Annotated in this window: 21 protein-coding genes and 7 pseudogenes; 8 read left to right on the top strand and 20 right to left on the bottom strand. The window is 48.9% G+C overall.

Features of this window, described 5'->3' with window-relative positions:
- Nucleotides 1–1,080 precede the first annotated feature (1,080 nt).
- From ACVBEF_RS15315 to ACVBEF_RS15305, 3 genes and pseudogenes are all read right to left on the bottom strand, one after another.
- Nucleotides 1,081–2,205, bottom strand: coding sequence for a glycoside hydrolase family 18 protein (locus ACVBEF_RS15315; protein ID WP_447124801.1), 1,125 nt, complete (start codon nucleotides 2,203–2,205; stop codon nucleotides 1,081–1,083).
- Between the two features lie 10 nt (nucleotides 2,206–2,215).
- Complete coding sequence (locus ACVBEF_RS15310) at nucleotides 2,216–2,440, bottom strand: hypothetical protein (RefSeq protein ID WP_447124800.1); 225 nt, start codon at nucleotides 2,438–2,440, stop codon at nucleotides 2,216–2,218.
- Nucleotides 2,441–2,829: 389 nt separating this feature from the next.
- Nucleotides 2,830–3,009: pseudogene (locus tag ACVBEF_RS15305) on the bottom strand (hypothetical protein); the annotation flags it as partial.
- A gap of 61 nt (nucleotides 3,010–3,070) precedes the next feature.
- On the opposite strand from ACVBEF_RS15305, the gene ACVBEF_RS15300 reads away from it, so the two are divergent.
- The 3 genes from ACVBEF_RS15300 (at nucleotide 3,071) to ACVBEF_RS15290 (ending at nucleotide 4,938) form a co-directional block, all read left to right on the top strand.
- On the top strand, nucleotides 3,071–3,472 hold the full coding sequence (locus ACVBEF_RS15300; protein WP_447124799.1) for a toxin-antitoxin system TumE family protein: 402 nt from the start codon (nucleotides 3,071–3,073) through the stop codon (nucleotides 3,470–3,472).
- Complete coding sequence (locus ACVBEF_RS15295; protein WP_447124798.1) at nucleotides 3,469–3,849, top strand: HVO_A0114 family putative DNA-binding protein; 381 nt, start codon at nucleotides 3,469–3,471, stop codon at nucleotides 3,847–3,849. The genes ACVBEF_RS15300 and ACVBEF_RS15295 overlap by 4 nt, the downstream gene beginning before the upstream one ends.
- A gap of 201 nt (nucleotides 3,850–4,050) precedes the next feature.
- Nucleotides 4,051–4,938 carry a TIR domain-containing protein gene (locus tag ACVBEF_RS15290; RefSeq protein ID WP_447124797.1) on the top strand — a complete coding sequence of 296 codons (888 nt, stop codon included), beginning with the start codon at nucleotides 4,051–4,053 and terminating at the stop codon, nucleotides 4,936–4,938.
- Nucleotides 4,939–5,072: 134 nt separating this feature from the next.
- Here ACVBEF_RS15290 and ACVBEF_RS15285 read toward each other — a convergent pair.
- The 9 genes and pseudogenes from ACVBEF_RS15285 to ACVBEF_RS15245 all read right to left on the bottom strand — a co-directional run.
- Nucleotides 5,073–5,432 (bottom strand): annotated as a pseudogene (locus tag ACVBEF_RS15285) (transposase); the annotation flags it as partial.
- 143 nt (nucleotides 5,433–5,575) lie between these two features.
- A complete protein-coding gene (locus ACVBEF_RS15280) occupies nucleotides 5,576–6,211 on the bottom strand; it encodes a hypothetical protein (protein ID WP_447124796.1) in 636 nt (211 codons plus the stop codon).
- A gap of 39 nt (nucleotides 6,212–6,250) precedes the next feature.
- A complete protein-coding gene (locus tag ACVBEF_RS15275; protein WP_447124795.1) occupies nucleotides 6,251–6,697 on the bottom strand; it encodes a recombinase family protein in 447 nt (148 codons plus the stop codon).
- Between the two features lie 145 nt (nucleotides 6,698–6,842).
- A pseudogene (locus ACVBEF_RS15270) lies at nucleotides 6,843–7,891 on the bottom strand (PDDEXK nuclease domain-containing protein).
- 41 nt (nucleotides 7,892–7,932) lie between these two features.
- A complete protein-coding gene (locus ACVBEF_RS15265) occupies nucleotides 7,933–8,502 on the bottom strand; it encodes a plasmid pRiA4b ORF-3 family protein (RefSeq protein ID WP_447124794.1) in 570 nt (189 codons plus the stop codon).
- A 53-nt stretch (nucleotides 8,503–8,555) separates the two neighbouring features.
- Nucleotides 8,556–8,726, bottom strand: a complete 171-nt coding sequence (locus ACVBEF_RS15260; RefSeq protein ID WP_447124793.1) for a hypothetical protein — start codon at nucleotides 8,724–8,726, stop codon at nucleotides 8,556–8,558.
- A 457-nt stretch (nucleotides 8,727–9,183) separates the two neighbouring features.
- A pseudogene (locus ACVBEF_RS15255) lies at nucleotides 9,184–9,258 on the bottom strand (hypothetical protein); the annotation flags it as partial.
- 168 nt (nucleotides 9,259–9,426) lie between these two features.
- Entirely contained in the window at nucleotides 9,427–9,735 is a 309-nt protein-coding gene (locus ACVBEF_RS15250; protein ID WP_447124792.1) for a type II toxin-antitoxin system RelE/ParE family toxin, read from the bottom strand.
- 38 nt (nucleotides 9,736–9,773) lie between these two features.
- The gene (locus ACVBEF_RS15245; protein WP_447124791.1) at nucleotides 9,774–10,226 is read right to left on the bottom strand and encodes an antitoxin PaaA2 family protein; all 453 of its coding nucleotides are present in this window, start codon (nucleotides 10,224–10,226) and stop codon (nucleotides 9,774–9,776) included.
- 296 nt (nucleotides 10,227–10,522) lie between these two features.
- Between ACVBEF_RS15245 and ACVBEF_RS15240 the strand changes: the two are divergent.
- A pseudogene (locus ACVBEF_RS15240) lies at nucleotides 10,523–11,230 on the top strand (IS6 family transposase).
- Nucleotides 11,231–11,276: 46 nt separating this feature from the next.
- On the opposite strand, the gene ACVBEF_RS15235 reads toward ACVBEF_RS15240, so the two are convergent.
- The 6 genes from ACVBEF_RS15235 to ACVBEF_RS15210 form a co-directional block, all read right to left on the bottom strand.
- A complete protein-coding gene (locus ACVBEF_RS15235) occupies nucleotides 11,277–11,480 on the bottom strand; it encodes a hypothetical protein (RefSeq protein ID WP_447124802.1) in 204 nt (67 codons plus the stop codon).
- 3 nt (nucleotides 11,481–11,483) lie between these two features.
- Nucleotides 11,484–12,044, bottom strand: coding sequence for a recombinase family protein (locus ACVBEF_RS15230; RefSeq protein ID WP_447124790.1), 561 nt, complete (start codon nucleotides 12,042–12,044; stop codon nucleotides 11,484–11,486).
- A gap of 5 nt (nucleotides 12,045–12,049) precedes the next feature.
- Nucleotides 12,050–13,012, bottom strand: a complete 963-nt coding sequence (gene rhuM, locus ACVBEF_RS15225) for a RhuM family protein (protein ID WP_447124789.1) — start codon at nucleotides 13,010–13,012, stop codon at nucleotides 12,050–12,052.
- Between the two features lie 297 nt (nucleotides 13,013–13,309).
- Nucleotides 13,310–14,536 (bottom strand): type II toxin-antitoxin system HipA family toxin, encoded by a 1,227-nt coding sequence (locus tag ACVBEF_RS15220; RefSeq protein WP_447124788.1) that lies wholly within the window; start codon nucleotides 14,534–14,536, stop codon nucleotides 13,310–13,312.
- Entirely contained in the window at nucleotides 14,533–14,724 is a 192-nt protein-coding gene (locus ACVBEF_RS15215) for a hypothetical protein (protein ID WP_447124787.1), read from the bottom strand. The genes ACVBEF_RS15220 and ACVBEF_RS15215 overlap by 4 nt, the downstream gene beginning before the upstream one ends.
- 615 nt (nucleotides 14,725–15,339) lie before the next feature.
- The gene (locus tag ACVBEF_RS15210) at nucleotides 15,340–16,215 is read right to left on the bottom strand and encodes a LysR family transcriptional regulator (RefSeq protein WP_447124786.1); all 876 of its coding nucleotides are present in this window, start codon (nucleotides 16,213–16,215) and stop codon (nucleotides 15,340–15,342) included.
- A 179-nt stretch (nucleotides 16,216–16,394) separates the two neighbouring features.
- On the opposite strand from ACVBEF_RS15210, the gene ACVBEF_RS15205 reads away from it, so the two are divergent.
- The 4 genes from ACVBEF_RS15205 to ACVBEF_RS15190 all read left to right on the top strand — a co-directional run bounded on the left by ACVBEF_RS15205 (nucleotide 16,395) and on the right by ACVBEF_RS15190 (nucleotide 19,569).
- Complete coding sequence (locus ACVBEF_RS15205; protein WP_447124785.1) at nucleotides 16,395–17,159, top strand: 2OG-Fe dioxygenase family protein; 765 nt, start codon at nucleotides 16,395–16,397, stop codon at nucleotides 17,157–17,159.
- 69 nt (nucleotides 17,160–17,228) lie between these two features.
- Complete coding sequence (locus ACVBEF_RS15200; RefSeq protein WP_447124784.1) at nucleotides 17,229–17,846, top strand: LysE family translocator; 618 nt, start codon at nucleotides 17,229–17,231, stop codon at nucleotides 17,844–17,846.
- A 20-nt stretch (nucleotides 17,847–17,866) separates the two neighbouring features.
- The gene (gene thrH, locus ACVBEF_RS15195; RefSeq protein ID WP_447124783.1) at nucleotides 17,867–18,472 is read left to right on the top strand and encodes a bifunctional phosphoserine phosphatase/homoserine phosphotransferase ThrH; all 606 of its coding nucleotides are present in this window, start codon (nucleotides 17,867–17,869) and stop codon (nucleotides 18,470–18,472) included.
- 176 nt (nucleotides 18,473–18,648) lie between these two features.
- Entirely contained in the window at nucleotides 18,649–19,569 is a 921-nt protein-coding gene (locus ACVBEF_RS15190; RefSeq protein WP_447124782.1) for an IS3 family transposase, read from the top strand.
- 52 nt (nucleotides 19,570–19,621) lie between these two features.
- On the opposite strand, the pseudogene ACVBEF_RS15185 reads toward ACVBEF_RS15190, so the two are convergent.
- Both ACVBEF_RS15185 and ACVBEF_RS15180 read right to left on the bottom strand, forming a co-directional pair.
- Nucleotides 19,622–20,863, bottom strand: a pseudogene (locus ACVBEF_RS15185) (ISKra4 family transposase); the annotation flags it as partial.
- 518 nt (nucleotides 20,864–21,381) lie between these two features.
- Nucleotides 21,382–21,615, bottom strand: a pseudogene (locus ACVBEF_RS15180) (cupin domain-containing protein); the annotation flags it as partial.

Genomic DNA, 21,615 nt, shown 5'->3' with positions numbered 1-21,615 from the left:
AAAACCACGAAAAGTGGGAAACTTTAAAAACCAGTTCCTTAAGTTGACAGTACCCTGTTGAATGCCAGCCATTGCGTGCGCAGCTCGGCCGTCAGCGCGTCGAGCTGCGCATTAATTGGCTGGCGCAGGAAGGGGATGTCCATTCGTCAACCGAAGTAAAGTTGATAAAAAAACGAAGTAAAAGTATTAACAAGTTGACGCTCTGTCGCTTTCGAAAACTCACTCCTTTTAAAAACAAATAGTTACGGCACTTTGCGAAGTAATTCTGCAAAATAGTTGATGGTGCGTTTTTATTTCTTTTAGATAAGTTAATGTAGGCACTGGAACGGATGTGCAAGCGCCATGGATTTCGTTCTAAAACCTCCACGTCGCGCAGTCGATGCACACTAGCCATTCGCGCCAGGACGCATCCTTCGCCTCTTAAAATGCAGATAAATCCGTTTCTTCAAACTCAGTAACCAATTGGGCAGTCTTCCAGTCAGCGCTGCTATAAAAGGGCAGGCCATTACTGCGACGAAGCAGGTAAGGGTTGGTACATCCTTACCATGTCATGCGCCGATGCCCGCAGAGCGCCTATGGGTGACACTTCCGCCAAAAATGTCGTCACGCCGCGACGGCAAGATTACATTGATGAATGATCTTAGCTGATGCAAATTGAAATGATAGCCAAAGCGGACACAAGCGTAACTATTCACACAGAAGCGGCGGTAAGAATTTCAGAGGTTCGCCCAAGAATGCGTTTTCAATACGACGTAATGATAGCGCTAACTTTTGTTCAATTAACGCGCTGCGCCTGTTACACCTGTTGGGGTGCCCACACAGAAAAATGCGATGCCCTTTCGGGTGAGCGCTATCGATCGAAAAAGTGAAACGTGGCGGCAAAAAGCCACCAACGATGCGGCTCTCCGCTTATTTTTTTACAATTTAGCAGTTTTACTTCGAATTTCCAGGATGTATCAACTTTACTTCGCACATTGCCGAAGCAAAAGTACAAACAAAAGAAGAGCTACCCCTATAAATTCAGGGACTTACGGATATTGGTTTGTTTCCAGATTTACTTCGATTGACGACAATTATGGCTTAGGCAAAGACAGCATTGAGACTTGCAATGATTGCTGTCTGGCTACCGTCTGCCAACGGCACCGTCACAGTGGATCCGCTAACGGCAACCATGCTCTGCCCAAGTGAAGCAGACTGAGAGAAAGCGGTCTGGGAGGTTGAATTGGCCATGGTGCCGAATGGGCCATAAATAGCTCCGCTTTTTCCGGTCAACGTGAGTTGCAAAACAGATTGCCAGCCATACCATAAACCGGTGTAGCCAGAAATTGACATAATCGGATCGTTTAACGGAATACTGACCAATTGGCTTCCTCCGCTATTTCCACCATGTTGCAACAATGAAAATATCCCAGTTTCCATATTCTGCTGAGTACCGATGTTGTATGGGCCCGTCCCGGTATTGACGGTCTGAATGGCGTTAAGTACGTCGCCACATTGGATCGTCATTTGTGTAATATTGGGATTACCCGCTGCACCAATAATCGGGGTGTCGTCGAAGGTATTACTGGCAGGCGGGTTCGCGAGCTGATAAAGAATCATGAACTGCGCTTGCTCAAACTGAAAGTTACCCGAATTTAGGCGCCAAACGAAAATGTCTAAATAATTATACTGGCTACTGTTGTAAGTAAACCCCTGCGAAACAGCGCTCCATACCTGTTGTGCGCTTGCGTTGGGCGCTGCATTGCCCGGCTCAAACTGTGCCCCATAGCCGATCTTGGATGGGGATATTCCGGCATCGAGAAAGCTTGATAGCGGAGTGCCATCGTAAAATTGAGGTGAGACGAAATCGAACGCGCTATTGACGGTAGAATAATCAATCGTTGGAGTGGGCCATGCAGGCGTGAATGACAGATAATATTTTACCGGCTGCTGATCAAACACCTGACGAATTGTGGAAAATAAGGTTTTAAACTGCGATTGGGTCATTTTAGTGGATACATCTCCTTCCCAATCAACATCCAAACCATTCATTCCATTATCTTTTAGGTATATAACTAAATTATTGGCAAATGCGCTAGCCTGTGTTTGCGGATCTCCATTGTCTGAAAAAATTCCGGCCAAAGTGTTATTGCCCGAATACACCATGGTAGCCAAAAACTTGATATTCGGATTGATTTGGCGTGCATCACTGAGTACAAAATTCAAATAATCTTGATTACTTAGCCCCCCCCTCATGAGATGAGCTGCCGATTTCAATGGTGTAACCATTTGTGACCGGGGTTACCTCAAAAAAACTAATGCCAAGAGAAGCTATGCTGTTGTAAGCTTGGTAATTGATGAGCGATTGATAGCAACTGTTTGGGCTATTGTAGTTAGTGCTGGGTGGTTCATCCTCATTCAAAAAAATCCACGCATTGATGCCGTTTGGTATGCCTGCCATTTTGATTCTCCTTTGAATTGATGTGGTGAATTGTGGCACCTAACTATATAGGCCCATTGGGAACGACGGTCCAATCTGACAACATTTGGCTGAAGCCTTGCTGGAAAAGGCTTTCTGGCTGCTACTGCATGAATACGCGGTTTTTTGAGACCAAAACGGCTTGCTATAAGAGCAGGCAAAAAAGCTTTTTAACCCACTAAAATACATTCTAGAAACAGTTCCTCGCGGATCGAACACGAAACATGAGTTTTAAGGGCATTGGGATTTTAAAATGTCACTCGTTGCAGCTTCGCTTCGAATACCCTTATTGAAATAATATGTCACTAAGTAATCTGATGTCAGTATCGTTACGGTAACAACTGGGTAACATTGACCGTAGACGAGTGCAGTTAAAACCGAAGGTAACCATGCCAGGTGTTCGTTTGATGGTCATCCTTGTTCCTGTTTGGAAAACGACGCGATATTTTTTCTCGCATCTTCAGCACGCCATTCAAGACCGCCAAACGGACCTGCACCAGCAAATGCGCACCTTTATCGGTCCATCGCATTTGGTGCTTTTTAGTACAACGCAAGCGTAGACAAGTGCATTGACTTATATCCTATCCTATCTCGATAGGATATAATAATTTTATGAATATTCCCGAATACGAACTAGAGCATCTCCTGGGCTACGATGGCCGACGCCATTTTTTATTGACCGGGCACTTTTTGAAATTCGAAGTCCGCACGGTAGAAAAATCAGAGCGCGTCCCTCATGGAATAGCGTATTCGCTAACCTTGCACGATCCGAATGGACAGCGTTTGATGGGCTTTGATAATGCGCATCCCGTTGCACACAAAGGGAGAGCCTTTGTACCAGCCGCAAGGCAAGCGGATCACTGGCACCGAACTACCCAGGACGCCGGGCGCCCCTACCTTTTTGTGTCAGCAGTACAGTTACTGGATGATTTTTTTGATGAAGCGGAGCGCATCCTAGAGGAATTGGGTGTCGCGTTTGAAATTGTTGCCGATCGAGAGGAGAAAGACAAATGAACACGTTGAAAATTCAGTCACTGAAAGCATTGCGCGCAGAAATGACGGGCGTCGCGCGCGGAGAGAGAGCCGTCCCGGCGGATGCGTCACAGACCTCGTTTGAATCGGTCGAGGCCATGGCACGCTTGCTGACGCGAGAGAACCGGGCGCTGCTGGCCGTGATCGATGAGCACAAGCCACAATCAGTAGCGGCCTTGGCAGCGATCATGCAACGGGCAGAGCCGAACGTCAGTCGGACACTGAGCAAACTCGTGGACGCCGGTTTCGTGATTCTGCACGGAGGAAAAGGTAAAGCCAAGGTGCCAGAAGTAAAAATTCATCGGGTGACGATCGAGATCGATACACTGCATTGGAGCGACCAGATCATGACGGCGTGAGCCGGTGGTATACAGATCCTTCGTGCTCGCACCGGGTTGGCCCAGTGGCGGAAATTTTCAAGCTAGTTGATGCCTCAATAGTTGATTCAAGCTATTTTTTTGCGTGTCAGGTGATTCTGCTATCGTGACCGCCGATTACAAATACCGTTTGGCCAAGGTTGACCTTACGGATACACGAGCATATTTCGATCAGGAGTACCTGTGACACGCAAACCAATAAATAAATCTAATGAACCAAAGCAGCCGAATGAGTTGACAATACCACGTGAGGACGCGAAGACCCGCCTGCAGCATCGGATAGAGAAAGGTTTGGAGTTGAAGCGGACTCAAATTAGCAGTCAACAAGCGTTGGATGCCGCAAAGAACGACTGCAACACCTGGAACTCTTTCAATGTCGAACTGCTAAAACAGATGTTTACGACCGACACCCTGGCAACGGAGTATAGCTGGTGGGGTGCGATGGTGATCGGTATGGATCGACGTTCACTTGGCGAAGAAATTGCCGACTACTACAAGAACATTGACGATAAAATCCATCGCATCAGTTCAATTATTGAGCGTCTTGAGCTGTTTCAACTCAATGCTGCACTCCATAGCGAATTGACGGAAACCATGTCAACCAAGTTCCAGGCGGAACGCAGTCGTAAAGTATTTGTCGTTCACGGACGAGATGAAGTCGCTAAGACTAATCTCGAAATATTTCTTCATGAAATCGGCCTTGAGCCAGTTGTTCTCCATCGACAAGCAGATGAAGGTCAGACGGTCATCGAGAAGTTCGAAAAACACAGCGATGTTGGGTATGCGTTCATCCTGCTAACCCCGGATGAGATAGCATACTTGAAAGATGAGGATATCAAACCAGACGAACTGCGGCAAAAGGAATACAGAGCTAGGCCCAACGTACTCTTTGAGTTCGGCTACTTCGTCGGGAAACTGGGGCGGCCTAACGTATGTTGCTTGTACACCGGTAACGTAACTCTACCGAGCGATGTTCATGGAATGATATACAAGAAGTTTAATATCAATATCGAAGAAATTGCGTACGGCATCACTAAAGACCTCAAGGCTGCTGGTTACACGCTCTCCTAGCAGTCTGTCGGATTTTGACCTGGAAATAGTCGTGCCGTACCGCTAAACTAATGACTTCAAATAGGGGGAGAACAGGGGAAACGGAAAAAATAGTACGTTAAGCCTCTATGACTGCTTTTTTAGCCTATTTAACCTCAGTTCGGAATAAGGCTAGTTGAAGAATCGCCTGCCAAAGCCCGAACGAACCGCAAAGGCAGAGTTGGTTTCTTGGGCATCAAACAATAAGCGACCAGTCCACCGAGTAAATTAACCGTAAAGTTCATTGGCGAGCGATGACGTGAATGCTCGATCTGACACAGATTTTTGAGTTCATCAAAGACTGTTTCGACCAATGAACGTTGGCGCAATATGGCCTCATCGAAGAGACTATGCGTCACCAGTTTCATATTTTTACGCACCTTGGTAATCAACTCGACGCCACTATTTTTAAGCTTCCCGCTCAATATTTTTGATATGTATCCTTTGTGACCAAAGAGCTTGCCAAAGGCTGCCGTCAACCGAAGTAAAAGTGATAAAAAAACGAAGTAAAAGTGCAAACAAATTGACACCTTGTCGTTTTTTAAAACTCACTCCTTTTAAAAACAAATAGTTACGGCACTGTGCGAAGTAATTATGCAAAATAGTTGATGGTGTATTTTTATTTCTTTTTAGATAAGTTAATGTAGGTACTCGGACGGATGCGCAAGCGCCATGGATTTCGCTCTAACATCTCCACGCCGAGCAAATCAATACATGCCAGCCAGTCGCGCCATGACGCTTCCAGCGCCTCTTCAAATGCAGCTAAATCGGTTTCGTCAAACTCAGTAACTGGTCGTGTAGCCTCCCACTCAGCAATGCCATAGAAGGGCAGAGCATGACTGCGACGCAGCAAGTAAGGGTTAGTAGATCCTTGCCACGTCATGCGCCAATATAAAAACGCCAGTATGCGTGGCGTCGGTGCCAGTACGCCTGTTTCGCCCTTAAGCAAACGCCGATACCAGCAGCGCGACTGTGGGTGACATTTCCGCCAGAACCGTCGCGCGTAGCGCCAATAGCACGCTTCCAGTAATCGGTAATATGCATCAGCCGACCACCGCGTACACAACGATGGCAAGATCCCATTGATGGATGAACCCGAAGGTTTAAGGACCTTAAAATATTCACGTTCAACAGGAAGATGAGATTGACCAGCGTCGATCATTCCAGCCATCGTGAACGACTCAGCATCAGTGCAACGCCGTCGTAAAAACATCAGCCAGCGCGCAATAATCGCCGTCGTCTGTGCCGCTATCACACTGGTTTTTGGGGTACTGTCAACTTAAGGAACTGGTTTTTAAAGTTTCCCACTTTTCGTGGTTTTCATGAACTTTTCTAGTACTGAAATTGAAAATTTTTGAAGGATAGTAGCGAGATACCCACTTTCAGTCGTAAAATTTTCTGACTTTTCGTTAAGTTGACAGTACCGCATCAACTTACCCGTTGGTGTCTCGGTATCCATCCCTAAATTAAGAATTCTCACGCCCACGTGTTTGCGCTCCAACACCTCAATAATCGTCATCAGGTTTGCAATGGAACGCGCCAGTCGATCCAGTTTAGTCACCACGAACACATCGCCTTCTCGTACAAAATCGAGGGTGTTTTCCAATTGCGCGCGAATGACCACAGAGGATACCTGCTCACTAAATAATTTTTCGCAACCTGCTTTTTTCAAGGCTTCGATTTGTGCTTCGAAATCAGCAACTTGATCGATAGTGGAAGTTCTTGCGTAGCCAACGATCATTTTTCGATTACAAGGGTTAGGGATGATGTGATAACAAGACTATCAAAATTATTAAATGATTCTAGTGATGGCATTTTATGGTTGTCTGAAAGCAAATCATTAGAGCATGCTCTAGTGATAGTAAATAGATTTTTAGAACCGGGATTCATGCTTCGCTCTCCTCTTCACTACCTGTAGGACTTGCTCGATTTTCAAGTCGTGCCTTCGATAAGGCTACTGCTTCATGCAGCTTTTCTTCTAACAGTTGACGAGGGGGCAGGTCCGTCAGGTATTCGGCAACGTGGATACCGGTTTGATCTAATTCCAGCAATTCGATCTGTTCACGCTTTTTGCCGGTACACAGAATGATGCCCAGAGGAGGTGCCTCGCCTGGCTCCTGTTCATGCTTGGCCAGCCAGCGCAGATACAGTTCCATCTGCCCCTTATGAGCAGCTTCAAAGTCACCTAGTTTTAATTCTATGGCGACTAAGCGTTTAAGGCGGCGGTTGTAAAACAGGAGGTCAATGTAGAAGTCGTCATTGTCTATTTGCAGCCTTTTCTGGCGGGCAACAAAAGAAAATCCAGCCCCTAGCTCCAACAAAAAGTTTTCCAATTCACGCAGAATCGCATCTTCTAAGTTTTTTCCAAGTACCGATCCTGTAGCCCGAGGAAGTCGAGGATATAGGGATCTTTCAGGACTAGCGTGGGTGATAGCAGATCGGATGTGCGCAGTGCGGCCAACTCTTGCTGAATCAATTCGTCTGGCTTACGCGATAGGGCTGTGCGTTCAAACAACATTGAACCGGCGCGTTGTCGCAACGTGCGCACACTCCATCGTTCCAGGCGACACATTTCCGCATAAAAATCACGCTTGAGATCATCTTTTATATAGATAATTTCAAGAAAGTGACTCCATGCCAATTGTCTCGACAGCGTCGAGACAATTTCCACATCAGGGAATGCTTCGGCAAAACGTACCATATGGCGCAAGTTCTTGGTACTGAAACCACGCCCCTGTTCGGCCTCTAATTGCCGGGCTAAGGTCGCAACGATTTGCCCGCCATATTCAGCTCTCCCGCCTTTGAGTATCTCGGTGTGTACACGCTGCCCGATACGCCAATACAGTAGCGTCAACGTCGAATTGACGGTGGCCGCCAGTCCTGCTTTGGCCTCCAGGATTAAATGACGAATGTCGCCGACAAGCGCGGTCGTCATGCTGCTCACTTGCGCGGTTTGTGTATCTATCGAGGATTTTTTCATTTCTGTAAATGCTGAAGATTTTCATTGATCTCATGTAGATCAAATTGCTGTGGGTCGAATTCATAGCCTAGCCACTCGATTAATTCGGATCGTTCCTCATTGGCTGGCTCAGCCAGTTTTTCCAACATGTCTACATAACCCCAGGCACCACCACAATCCTCAGGCGGACACGCTAGTTCGCCACCGACACAATACGGCGTCTTTATGCCAACCTTGGCATCGACTATTTTCTCTATTTTGATTTCGTGCCGCCAATCATCGCCGAAGTCATATTCATAGATAAAGCGCGACTTTGGAGCCGCTACCTTGTCTAACCGTATCTGACTTTCGTCTACTATTTCCTGATCCAATTCGTCGTTCATCGCCATAGAACCATAACGTTCGCCACTAATCACGAATTCATGTAGGTGCGAATCGGTCCAGCCCATGGCGATCTGGATGACCTGGTGTAGTTGCGCAAGATTGATATCCGAAGCAACATGTAATCGACGCCATATCGTCGGCTTCACATCTTGCAAAGTGATTTTGATTGCGTAAATTTGTGTCGCACTACTATTTTTTGCCATTTGACGTTCCTGACTTATTTATAAATGATTACCGCTACTGAAGACCGCGCACTTTATGCAGCCATCAGCCCAGCCCCACGATGAATGGGCAAGCGGACGTTCATATCCAATTCGAACCGGCCATACGGATTCACATGCGCGTAGATAAGCGGCGACAGCGCTCTCAAGTCCACGCCATTCATACGCTTCTTCCATTGTCCTTCGGCGAGTAATTGCTGAATCATTAGGGGGGGCTACGCCTAAAGCCCAGATAATTTGGAGTTCTTTTTAAAACAATGACCTAGACAAATTCTATTCGCAGAATTCGAAATCGTCCATTTTTGGTGCGTTTAAACAAACGATAGTTTTTCATAAAATTTTCCTGAGGTAGGGATTTCAATATGTAACAGTATCGAGGCTCTTATGTTCCATATCACTTTTAACGGTACTGTCAACTTAACGAAAAGTCAGAAAATTTTACGACTGAAAGTGGGTATCTCGCTACTATCCTTCAAAAATTTTCAATTTCAGTACTAGAAAAGTTCATGAAAACCACGAAAAGTGGGAAACTTTAAAAACCAGTTCCTTAAGTTGACAGTACCTTTAATTATGCTAATTACTTAGCGGCTACGTCCAGTACTTGGGGTAATTTGCACATAGCCGCCAACAATGCCATCTGAACTACTCCCCATCTTATGTTATCTATTTAGCACTTTTTTCGGCAGCTAAAATACGATATACGGTGGCCTCGCCGATACCGAGTTGGCTAGCGATACTAGCTTTTGTGGTACTGTCAACTTAAGGAACTGGTTTTTAAAGTTTCCCACTTTTCGTGGTTTTCATGAACTTTTCTAGTACTGAAATTGAAAATTTTTGAAGGATAGTAGCGAGATACCCACTTTCAGTCGTAAAATTTTCTGACTTTTCGTTAAGTTGACAGTACCATCATGATACCTGTTGAGCCGTGTACCTCACTCGCAAAATTTCGACGGTGTGGGTCTCGTCCAGCACCCGATAAAAAATGAGATAGTTTCGATGTGCGACTAATTCGCGCACAAAAGCCGGTAGGCCGGGCCGTCCAATGCGGCCGAGATTGGGATGTTGTGCGAGTAGCAATGTTTTATCTCGCAGCTCTTGGCCAAACTCTTCCGCTTTGGTCGAGTTGTCTTGGGCGATGTAATCAACGATGTTGTCTAGATCCGTCTCAGCGATCGGTCGCCATACTATACGGTAAGGAGTTTTTGCATTCGTCATAGCTTAATTGGTCTGCTCGTGATGCTGCGGCTGCTGGCTCATCCTCGCTTTCCTCCTGCTGCCTTGTGACGAGCAATACGGGCGTCCATCCGTGTCATGACTTCATCGTGCGCAATGCTCTGCCGGGGGTCGTCAATGGATTCCTGAATCTCGGCGGCCAGCAGCTTGCTATAGGCGGCGGCTTGGTGTGCTTCGCGCATCGCTTGAGCGCGGCTTTCCCGGCTCTGGGTAATTTCTTTCTGGTCTGGATTCCAGTCAGTAGCGTCAAGCTGCGCAACGGCAATACCAATTTCACGCAACACGATCAGCGCGGAGTTTGGGGTACCAAAACGACGTGGTTCGCTGCTACGAGCTTTGGAAAGAACAGCGTCATTCCCGCTACGAGTGGCAATCTCCATGAAGAATCCACTGCCTCGCCCTTTCAAGGTGACGCCCACAACGCCACCGGCGCTGGCAGTAGCCCGTAATTGCTCTAAAGTCATGCTGTGCATGATCTACTCCTCTATAGATTAAGAACGATTTCAATGATTAATTGTGCATGATCTATGCAAAACATGCAATCGTTTAAGAGTCTGAAAACGGTTATTTTCGGTCTGGTTGCCTAGACGTAGGGATTTATTCGTGAATGCGTAAAATCGTCCTCCCCTTGTGTCACCCTATCTGTCGTGTCATTTGATTTAACTCACCATTCAGGGGACGGAGTAAAGAACTGTAGTGAACCGTTATTCAATTGAACGTAAGGTACTGTCAACTTACGGCAGCCGGCAAAATTTTGTAAAGTAGCGGGATGAAAAATTCCCAAATTTACCGCGGCTTCCGCTTTCCTCCCAAAATCATCAGCCATGTGGTGTGGCTCTACTTCCGGTTTTCGCTGAGTTTTCGTGACATCGAGGAATTGATGTCCAGTCGGGGCATCATCGTCACCTACGAGACGATCCGCCAATGGACATGGAAGTTCGACCAGGGATATGCCAATGAACTGCGCCAGGGTCAGCCGAAGCGCGGGGACAAATGGCATCTCGACGAGGTGGTGCTCACCATCAAGGGCAGGCACCATTACCTGTGGCGTGCAGTCGACTAGGAGGGCCATGTGCTCGATATCCTCATGCAAAGCCGGCGTAACCGGCAGGCGGCGAAACGCTTTTTCCGCAAGCTCCTCAAGGGCTTGCGTTACGCCCCACGAGTGCTGGTCACCGACAAACTCAAAAGCTACGCCGCAGCGAAGAAGCAAATCATGCCCGGTGTCGAGCATCGACAGCACAAGGGCCTGAACAACCGAGCCGAACTCTCGCACCAACCGACGCGGCAACGAGAAAAACAGATGCGCCGCTTCAAGTCACCCGGCCATGCACAGCGCTTTTTGTCGGCACACGGCCCGATCAACAATATCTTCCGGTGTCAGCGCAACCGCCTGTCGGCGCAGCAGTACCGGTACGTCCGGGCTGACGCATTTTCACTCTGGAATGAGGTCACCGGTGTAGACAAAATCCTGTAATCTTCCCCGCTTATTTCTCCAAATCCAGGCAGTTCAGCCTCGATTCTCAGAACTCATCTTTTCGAATCCGCAAGTTGACAGTACCGATCTGGGCATGGAGGCCGGAACGGCTGCTGGCGAGCGTCAGTTCAGTTTCCGTCAATGCCAGATATTCCAGCCGCTGTGCATCATCAAAGTCCGGCAGGCCGTACAGCGCTTCCTGCTCGGCCTCAGACAGGACGGTCAATCGCTCGCTCTTTGCGGTTTGCACACGTTACTCCGGCGCGCGTAAATATTGGTAAAGCGTTTCTCGGCTAATGCCAAATTCACGAGCGAGCGTGGTTTTTTTTTCACCAGCAGCAACCCGCTGTCGCAGTCCGGCAATTTCTTGATCGGAAAGCGACTTCTTGCGGCCACGGTAAGCGCCGCGCTGCATCGCCTTAGCGATGCCTTCGTGCTGGCGCTCTTTGATCAGGGAGCGCTCAAACTCGGCAAACGCACCCATGACCGACAGCATTAAATTCGCCATCGGAGAATCTTCACCGGTGAAACACAAATGTTCTTTAACGAATTCGATATGCACGCCGCGCTGTGTCAGTGTTTGCAGGATACGGCGCAAATCGTCAAGATTACGCGCCAGGCGGTCCATGCTATGCACCACTACGATGTCGCCAGTGCGAGCGAAATCAATCAGCGCTTCTAGTTGCGGACGCTTAACATCCTTGCCCGATGCCATGTCAGTGAAAGCGCGATCAACCTTGACGCCTTCCAGTTGCCGTTCCGGGTTCTGGTCAAAGGTGCTGACCCGGATGTATCCAATGCGTTGTCCGTTCATACCCGTTACCGCACGCCGACCAGCATGTTTTCAATCAAGCGGATCATTGTGTCTTTTTGCGTTGGGGCGGATTCAGCCACCAGTAACGCCAATGCGGCAAGGCCAATATCATTGATGACCGGCTGCCCATCCCGCATCAATGCGCCGTTGCGGCTGAGAAAATCGACGAACAGGAAAGCGCCGGTGCGCTTGTTGCCATCTGCCAGCGGATGGTTCTTGATGACAAAATACAATAAATGCGCAGCCTTGCGTTCAATGGTCGGATAGGCTGGTTCGCCGAATACGGATTGATCGAGATTGCCAAGAAGCGCGGCGAGCGCATCGCCGCGTTCAAGCCCAAAAAGATCACTGGCCTGGCCACGGGACATAAGATCGGCTTTCAAGCCCGCGATGGATTGCCTTGCTTCGCCAAGAGACGGCATCACGCCACCCATCGTCCCGTTGGGATCGGTCAATAATCCTTCGTCATAGCGTTGCAACAACAAGAAGGTTTGGGTATAGCGGCTAACGATTTCGACCAATCCTCGTCCGGTATCAGTCATCAAGTCGGGCGATTGCGCGGTCTTCCTGACCAGCGCTAGTGCCGCTTCCAGTTCGGCGGCGTTGTGCTCGAAGCGGGCGCGATCCAGTGTCCAGCCCTGCATCAAATGGTCACGTAAAATACCTGTTGCCCATTGGCGAAATTGCGTGCCGCGCTTGGAGTTAACGCGATACCCAATAGAAATGATGGCGTCGAGGTTGTAAAATTTCACTGGTTTGTCCGAACCGGCAATGTGCAAATTTTGCACATTGCTTTCTTCAACCAGTTCACCATCCTTGAAGATGTTGCGCAAATGCTTGGTAATCACCGACCGCTCCCTCTGGAATAAGTCGGCAATTTGTTCTTGGGTCAGCCAAAGGCTCTCGCCTTCAAGCCGAACGGTAACGTGTCCACCATCCGTCGGTTCGTAAATAATTATTTCGCTCATCACATTGTCTTTCCTACTTAATAATGTCAGGAAAGACTCTATTACCTTTCGTAAAATATGTCAATAAAATTGAAATACAACTCTATCCTGACGTTATTTACGAACGGTATCTGACATCAGGATGGGGTATAGCTCAGTCTGACAAAGCAATTCAAGGGGGGCGGAATTTTCGGCGGTTCCGGCGGGGACCCCCAGAAAGGGTGTTAATACGCAGTTGGCTCGTTTCTTTAAAATCCAAAGGGTAGACTTCGATTTCCCGTGACGCAGCAAAAATAGACATTTCGTCAATAGCAGTAATCAAACCATGCGCTTCCGGTTTTCCTCAATGGCTTTGGCAATCTTATTGCGTGTAGCCGGGCGAATTGCATAATTCTTTGCCAGCGTTTTGAACTCGCCTGCAATACCCGTAAGCCGCGCTATTGTGTCGGACGCACAGGATGAGTCAATGCCGTTGGTAGCGGCCAGCTTCATCAGGTCTTTCTTGCTCGGATTGCGACCCTCTCCTTCGATATCCATCTGATGTTCGCCGCCAGGACCTTCACAGAAGGTTAAGTCGTAGCAAGGTGCGAGCTTCCAAGAGAATGTTTCGTCCATACGAAATGAGAAATTCTTGGAGTGGTCATCCCGGTTATTGAATACAACGTTAAAAACGCACCGTTCGAACGCTTTTCGGACTTCGTGTTCGCTGTGCGTAAAGGCCCGCGTACTGCGTAATAACGTCTGATAGCTGATAGTCGGCACACGAAAGTCAGTATGCAGCGCACCGGCTAGCGTATGGGTGGGCACTCGCTGTCCGGCATTACGGTCGAAGCGCTCTATTCCGAATGCCGCATATTGGCGGTCCAAATCAAAATACTGCGTTCGTGGCATGTCCAAACCGCAGTCGGCGGCAAATTGCGCATAGCAGTGTTCTATTGCGCACACCTCTTTGTGCTCAGATTTGCCCGGGAATTTGACTAACCAAGGCAATCCTGACGCATCTTCTCGGGTGCTAACTAGATTGGCAGCCGCGTCATACTGCACTAAAGCTTTCGGTCTCGCTCCCTGCGGAGAGCCGCCAATCACCACCAATTGCCGTAATGCGACAGTATCCCGGTCGGCGACCACTGTCTGTACCTCTGTCGCCAGCTCTAGTAGTTTTAGGTCTGTCGGAGGCATTTCAATATTCATGGCCGGCTCAAAAGTCAATGCTCCCATGGCGCGGTCAGCGATGAACGCGAGTCGGTCGAGCGGGGATATTTGATGCGGGGAAAGGCCGAAGTTCTTCTTGAATAGCCTGTCCATTAGTAGCAGGCCCCATCCGTCTGGCAACGCATCAGCTATTAGCCCAGGCAATTTGAATTGATAGGCTGGAAAACCGCCATAAGCCTCCGCTTGGAGTTTGAGATGCCGCACGGAGAATTCAACGCCATTGGCTATTGCTTCTGGCGAGTACTCGAACAACAAATCTTTACCATTATCGGCCAGGGTTCCAAGGGGCCAGCGTTGCCCCCAACCACAAAAGAAAACTGTAATTTTTTTCATGCGCGAGGTTTGGGTGGACGTAGAGGCGATGCACCAGCTTTTTGTTTAAGTTTAGCGATGGCTGACTTACGGGGGGCGCGTACACGCTTAGCCTGCTCAGCTTGCTCCATTTGCGAAATAGACTTGATTTTAGGAATAAAGAGCGATTGCATTTCGTCGGCCAACCCCAGACCTAGAGCTACGCGCATGAAATTCTCCAATGTGCATTGCCCCTTGCTTTCCAGAAGCTTTAAAGTACTTACCCCAATGGCAGCCCGCTTTGCTAATTCCACCTGGGATAGGCCTCGCATTAATCGTTGCGCATGCAAACGCTTGCCGAGTTCGATTCGAACTTCTTGCTCAGTTGCAAATCCAAAGTCCAACATCAATTTTCTATCCGTTGACGGGTAATATTTGAAGTATAGCAGACTGTGGCCTCGCCGCAAACAGTTAATAGACTAAATTTAGTCCATTAAGTAGATAAATTATACTTAAAAGCCTATATTTAGTCTACTAAATACATTTCCTTTTTCCTCGGTTCTAATGTCGCATTAGCAGGGTGACCGCAAGGATTCGTAATTATGCGCAGCGGAGCATAATTACGGGTACTGTCAACTTAACGAAAAGTCAGAAAATTTTACGACTGAAAGTGGGTATCTCGCTACTATCCTTCAAAAATTTTCAATTTCAGTACTAGAAAAGTTCATGAAAACCACGAAAAGTGGGAAACTTTAAAAACCAGTTCCTTAAGTTGACAGTACCCTTTTAACGCATATTGCGACATTGAGTGTTTAAATTCGCCGACAGGTCGTTTTGATTGGGTATCAAGGATGCGCATGATGCATTTGCTGACGCATCCATTGTAAGAACGCGACGCGGCGCGGATCACTATCGAACGGTAGAGGTGAAAGAAGGAAATATTCAGAACCATCGCGCATAAAACCAAACGGCGCGACTAAGCGTCCGCTGTCGATTTCTTCCTGCGCCATGAACACGGAGCCGATTGCCACGCCCAAGCCGGCACAGGCAGCTTGCAAACTGAGATAGAAATGCTCATAGGTCTGGCTGTCGCCGTGTCCGGTGTCGGTTTTGCTGACACTGCGCCAATTTGTCCAAGCTGTCATGCGTGAGGAAGTGTGCAGCACTTTTTGCAATGGCAAATGCAATTGACCTTGTTTCAATAGCGCTGGCGCGCACACTGGTGCTATCCACTCATCGCACACTTTTTCCGCATAGATACCAGCACCCCAATTGAAGTCATTACGACGTAATGCAACGTCAACCCCATCGCGCTGGAATGCAACCGGCCCGCCGGAGGCAAAAATGTGGAGTTGCATCTCGGGATGCTTGTTGTAAAAATCGCTTAACCGAGGTATTAGCCATTTCATTGAGATCGTCGGCTCACACGACACCACCAAAGGCACATGGCACGCTGGCTTGCGCAATGCAGCAATCGCTGCATCAAGACGCTCAAATGCCTGCTGGGCAGCGGCCCACAATTGCTCCCCTTGCGGCGTCAGAAAAACGCCACGGTTACGGCGCTCGAACAAATCCGTGCCAAGCGACTCTTCCAACAAACGAATTTGCCGGCTGACTGCGCCATGCGTGATCCGCAGCTCGTCGGCAGCCTTGACGAAACTGCCCAGCCTTGCAGCCGCCTCGAAAAAACGCAGCGTATTGAGTGGTACTTGTCTAGCCATAATCAGTCAGGTTTAGTCACACATTATCGACAGGTTTAATCGCTTTTTATCACCGAACATTATATAGATAATTTGTGTCCAGATATCCTGCCTGGAAGTCATCTTCCTGTCATATTAAGACGATGATTACTCACTGATGAGGGAGGCTTCGAATGAAGCCTCGCCCGGAGATACACAACATGACAACGTTACTAGATGAAGGTCAGATTTATGCTGAGCCAGATACGGCAATTGATCGATTGTGCAGCCTAATTAGCCGTAGGGATCGTTGTTTCATTCCGTCTGAGAGGATGCTGCAGCATTTATCCGAAGGCTCGATTAAGCCACTAGATGATGCGTTAGCGTTTCAAGAAAGCTGGAACGATTTGCCATGCGACGACTATATGGCGGATGGCGGGCGTTACCGATCGCGCCGGCATGCCACGTTGCGTGCGCTGCCATCGAGCCATATCGTGTACATAGAGCCGCATCAACCACATTACCAAAGCCTCACCTACAACAATCTCAACGGTGATATTGCGCGCCATTTCCAGCCGATTGTCCCTCAGATTTTGGGTGGCGCGACCATGACGGCGATTCTGCGCTTGTGCTGTGGCATTTTCGGACGACTGTCGCCGTACGCTCATTGGCATATCGAGATCCATCAGTTCCGTATTGACGCCAAGCTTGCGGTTGAAGGCAAGCCCACACCGGAAGGCATACATCGTGACGGGGTCAACTTTGTACTCATGATGATGGTCAAGCGGACCAATATCGTCAACGGCTGCACCCAGATCTATGACTTGGATAAGCAAAAGATCGACAGTTTCACGTTGACCAACATGTTCGATACTGCGATCGTCAATGACCAGCATGTGCTGCACGGCGTAACGCCCATCGTCCAGCTCGATATTGATCAACCAGCAAATCGAGATGTGTTGGTGGTCACCTACCGCAAAAAATAAGTTTCTGAATGTCGCACGAGGTCATTCAGAGACCCCGTGCGATCACCACAATAATGGAAAGAGAGACCTATGACTGAGCTTATTGCTGTTGCATTAATCACCATACTGGCTACCATCAGCCCGGGCCCGGATTTCGCGATGGTTACTCGCAACAGCTATCTGCATGGCAGCAATGCCGGCCTGTTCGCTGCGCTCGGTATTGCACTCGGGGTTCAGGTGCATGTTTTCTATACGATGTTCGGTATTGGATTCGTCATCGCGCACTCGCCTTCGCTGTTTACATTAATCAAGATCGTCGGTGCCTTGTATTTAATTGTGATCGGATGGAAAACCTTCCGTAACCAATCAAAGCTGGTCATCGATCTGCATTTTGATGTCCCTGTGTCGCCCTTCAAAGTATTACTCAATGGATTTTTGACCAATGTACTAAACCCGAAGACGACCCTGTTTGTCATTAGTACCTATACCCAAGTGGTGCAAGCAGGGACGCCACTGACAATCCAATTCAGCTACGGCCTATTCATATCTGCCATCCACTTCATTTGGTTTGCACTGGTGGCCATATTTTTCTCGCAACAGACGTTTCGGTCCCGCATGATCAGTCACCAGAATGTGATCGACAAACTGATCGGTTCGATTTTAATGGGGCTCGGCGTGTCCTTGGCCTTTACCAATATGACCCATTAAACGGCCAGGAAAGGCAAGCAATGAATATCGCATGTATCGATCTGGAGGGTGTACTAGCGCCAGAAATGTGGCCGCACATCGGACTGTGTGCCGGTATTCCCGGACTGGCCATTACGACGCGGGAAGAACCGGATTACCCACAGCTGATGCGGCGACGCATTGCATTGTTGCGCCAACATGGGCTAAAGCTGATCGACGTCCAGCGCATCGTGGCTACGCTGCCGGTGCTGGATGGTGCAGCCGATTTCGTATCGGCGTTAAGCCGAAACTATCGTGTGCTAGTGGTTTCCGACGCCTTTATCGAGCTGGCAGTGCAATTTTGTGTACCGCTTGGCGCACCGGAATTTCAATGTCACCGGCTTTCGGTTGCAAACGATGGATTGATTGATGGTTGTCACTTCCTGCCACGGCGAGGAAAAGAGGAAACCGTGCGTGTTTTTCAGGAGGCCGGGCACCACATTCTCGCCGTGGGAGATGCCTTTAATGATCTCGCCATGCTGCACTTGGCCGACCTTGGTTTTTTGTTTCGCCCATCGCAACAAACTGTCAACGCAGCTGGCGACTTGCAGGTAGTTGGATCTTATGACGAAATATTGTGCGCCGTCGAAAATAACCACGTCTGCTAATGAACAGGATGTCGAGTATCAGTGTCATCCTTGTTGTACGAGCTTCAAGCTTGCTTCTCGTGCGTATATAAATGGAAATTTGGATGTTAAAAGTCTTAAGTGCTTGACTACAGGTCGACTCTACGAAAAATTGATGGATGTTGTTGATGATGTAAAAAAGGGAAGAAATTTCTCAAGTGATCTCAAAAGCCTTCGCCCGGGCCACTGACCTCCTGCGGGGAAAAGAAGGCATGAGTATTACGAAGGCCTGTCAGTTGCTCGGGATTAGCCGACAAACGTATTACAAACGTATCGGCGCGCAGGTAGCGCTTGCCGCTCGCAATAGTACTGTGCAAAGTATGGTCACGCAGGTACGTCTGAAGCAGCCGCGCATCGGTACGCGCAAGTTACATTATTTGTTAAAGGATCGCATCGCTGAGGCGGGGATCAAGCTTGGACGCGATGGCTTGTTTCGTAGTTTGCGTATGTCGCATATGCTGGTCAAACCGAAGCGGAGCTACCACAAGACGACCGATTCGAGACATTGGATGTTCAAGCATCCTAACCTGATTAAAGATGCCCCCAAGCCCGGCATGGCCGAGCAGCTATGGGTGGCTGATATTACCTATATCGATACGCGGGAAACGACGGCCTACCTGAGTCTGGTCACGGATGCGCATTCACGCAAAATCATGGGACATCATCTGCATCCGACATTACACACCGATGGCGTTGCAAAGGCATTAAAAATGGCACTCAAGAAAAGAGCTACGGATCAACAATTAATCCATCACTCCGATCGTGGCTTGCAATATTGTTCAGCAGCCTATCAGCGACTGCACCAGAGTCACGACGTTTTATGCTCCATGACAGATGGTTACGATTGCTATCAAAATGCCTTGGCTGAGCGGATTAATGGCATCATCAAAAATGAATTTCTCACAGTCAAGCCAGACAATTTCGCCCAAGCAGCGATCATGATCGATCAGTCTATACAGACCTACAACCACGAAAGGCCGCATCTCGCACTGCAATACAAAACGCCCGATGCAGTGCATCAGGCGTCTGTTTTTAATGCAGTTAAATCCAGAAAAATCTCTACAAAGAAAAAAGGCTAAATTTGTAACCCTATTTTAGGACGGGACATGCAGTTAAAACCGGAGGCAACTGCTAGGCAAAGCGTTGGCAGCGGACGATCCTTTTTTCGTTTGGAGGAAATCGTCGCGGTTCAGGCATTTCGCGCATGTTGAGCTCGCCATTTAGCACCGAGATCCGAACCTGAACAAGTAGGTGTGCCCCCTTATCAGTCCAACGCATCTGCCGTTTCTTTGCGCAGCGCAAGCTGACGACTTCATTGACTGCCGATTCGGCAATGCTGCTGATCGGCATTCCACGTCGATAGCGCCATCCATAGTTGACCAGATATCGGCTATTGGATTCGAGGTACCAATACGTCCCACGAAGATTCCACCACAGCGCTGAGTACGCCGGATGTTCGGGCGTCACCTCGAGCATGTCGTGGATGCTCTTGATTCGCTTGACGGCTTCGGAGCCTTTGCCATGCCACGTGAGCCATTTGGTACTGGCGATTTCATCGGCAACAGGCCGGCCGCTGGGTGCCAGCAAATGGGGAAATTTCCACGCCGATTGTTCGATCGCACGGAATTTTATGGCGATGTGAAACCAATCCAGAATGCGGTTCAACGGTCTCTTAGATCCGTCGACCGCCTTCTCAAATTCGCCAGCACCATCGGAAATAACGGTAATCTTTTGATCTTTCGCAATGCCTTGCTCCGAGAGAAAGTGATCCAGCCGCGTCGCAGCTGAAGTGACTTCCTTGTTGACGTATCCGTAAACTCGGCATCTACCATCGACACGAACCGCACGTCCGGCAATGATGTTCACGTGCCGGTCACAGGGTAAGGATGGCTTCCATCGGTACAGATCGGCGACTCGGGCCTGTTCTTTTTCTTGGCGCGTAAAGCGATGGCGCAACCAAGCGGAATCCACGGCAAGGGCGACGACCTCGGCCTGATGGCCGGTCGGCGGATATTCTCGTTCACCACGAATCGCGCTTTCGACCTTGTCATCCAGTTCTTGACCAACCGCCCAGACGCGATTCCTCAACCCGGATGTCGAGATCGCCTGATCCACCGGCAAGACCTCCTTCAAAAGGGTGGTGGCGACGGTATAGGGAAGATGCGCCGCCCATTTGACCTGCAGGTACTCCAGCTCTGGACTCACCCGCAGCGGAATCGCAAGCGCAAGCGGACTGAATGACTTGGTGCTGCGGTGTTGAGCGCAGTTGCACGCGCGCAGCTGCGGACTGTCGATCGAAACCTTACCGAAGACTGTTCGGTATCGGATCGTGTGCTTCGCTTTGATCGACAACGCCGCACCGCACTGCGGGCAAGCCCTGGAAGCGACAACAAAAACGTGCGCCTATGCGTTGACCAAAGCGTGCTGCGCCTCATGCACCAGACCTCGGCCTTCAGCCAAGCTCAGGCCTAGCTGCTTCAGATCGCCGTCAAGCCATTCAAATTCAGACTATCGTATTGCCTCGCCGCCGCCAACGCCATCGTCAATTAGTGCCTCGATGATCATTCGCATGACAACCTCCTCAGTGGATCGTGAGGCAACAAATATATCGCGAATTCTGTCTTATCGGTTGCCTCCGGTTTTAACTGCTCTCGTCTACGGCATTCACGACGATGTCGCGCATAAATGGTTCCATCATCTGGTAGCCGATACACTAGCCCAGGTATAGCCAGACGAAGTCACTATCTATCCGAAAGCAGCGGTAACGAGCAACGAGATAGTTAGCGCCAGCTGATTCAAAGCCCTGAAGCATTCAATCCTCCCCAAAAAAAATTGAGTCTCGGCCAAGAAACGTCAGCTCCACTGTGTCGTCGGATTGAAATATAAGTTCCTTACCACTGATACGGCTTCGGTACCGGACATGGCCAATTGGCGTTGACACTTGTAAAATTAGCTGGACCCACGACCTCGAGGTACTCCATATCGAGTGAGTAATCAAAAAGAAAATGTTTTATGCCCGGAGCTTGGTGTACGCAGTCCCCTTCGGCTACGAGTGTTTCCCTATCTTCATACATAAAACGCGCCCACCCTTTGAGCATATACACTATATGGAACTCCGCCTCGTG

The organism is Glaciimonas sp. GG7 (assembly GCF_052976905.1).
The sequence above is the reverse complement of the archived record's forward strand: the minus strand, read 5'-3'. Positions and strand labels throughout refer to the sequence as shown.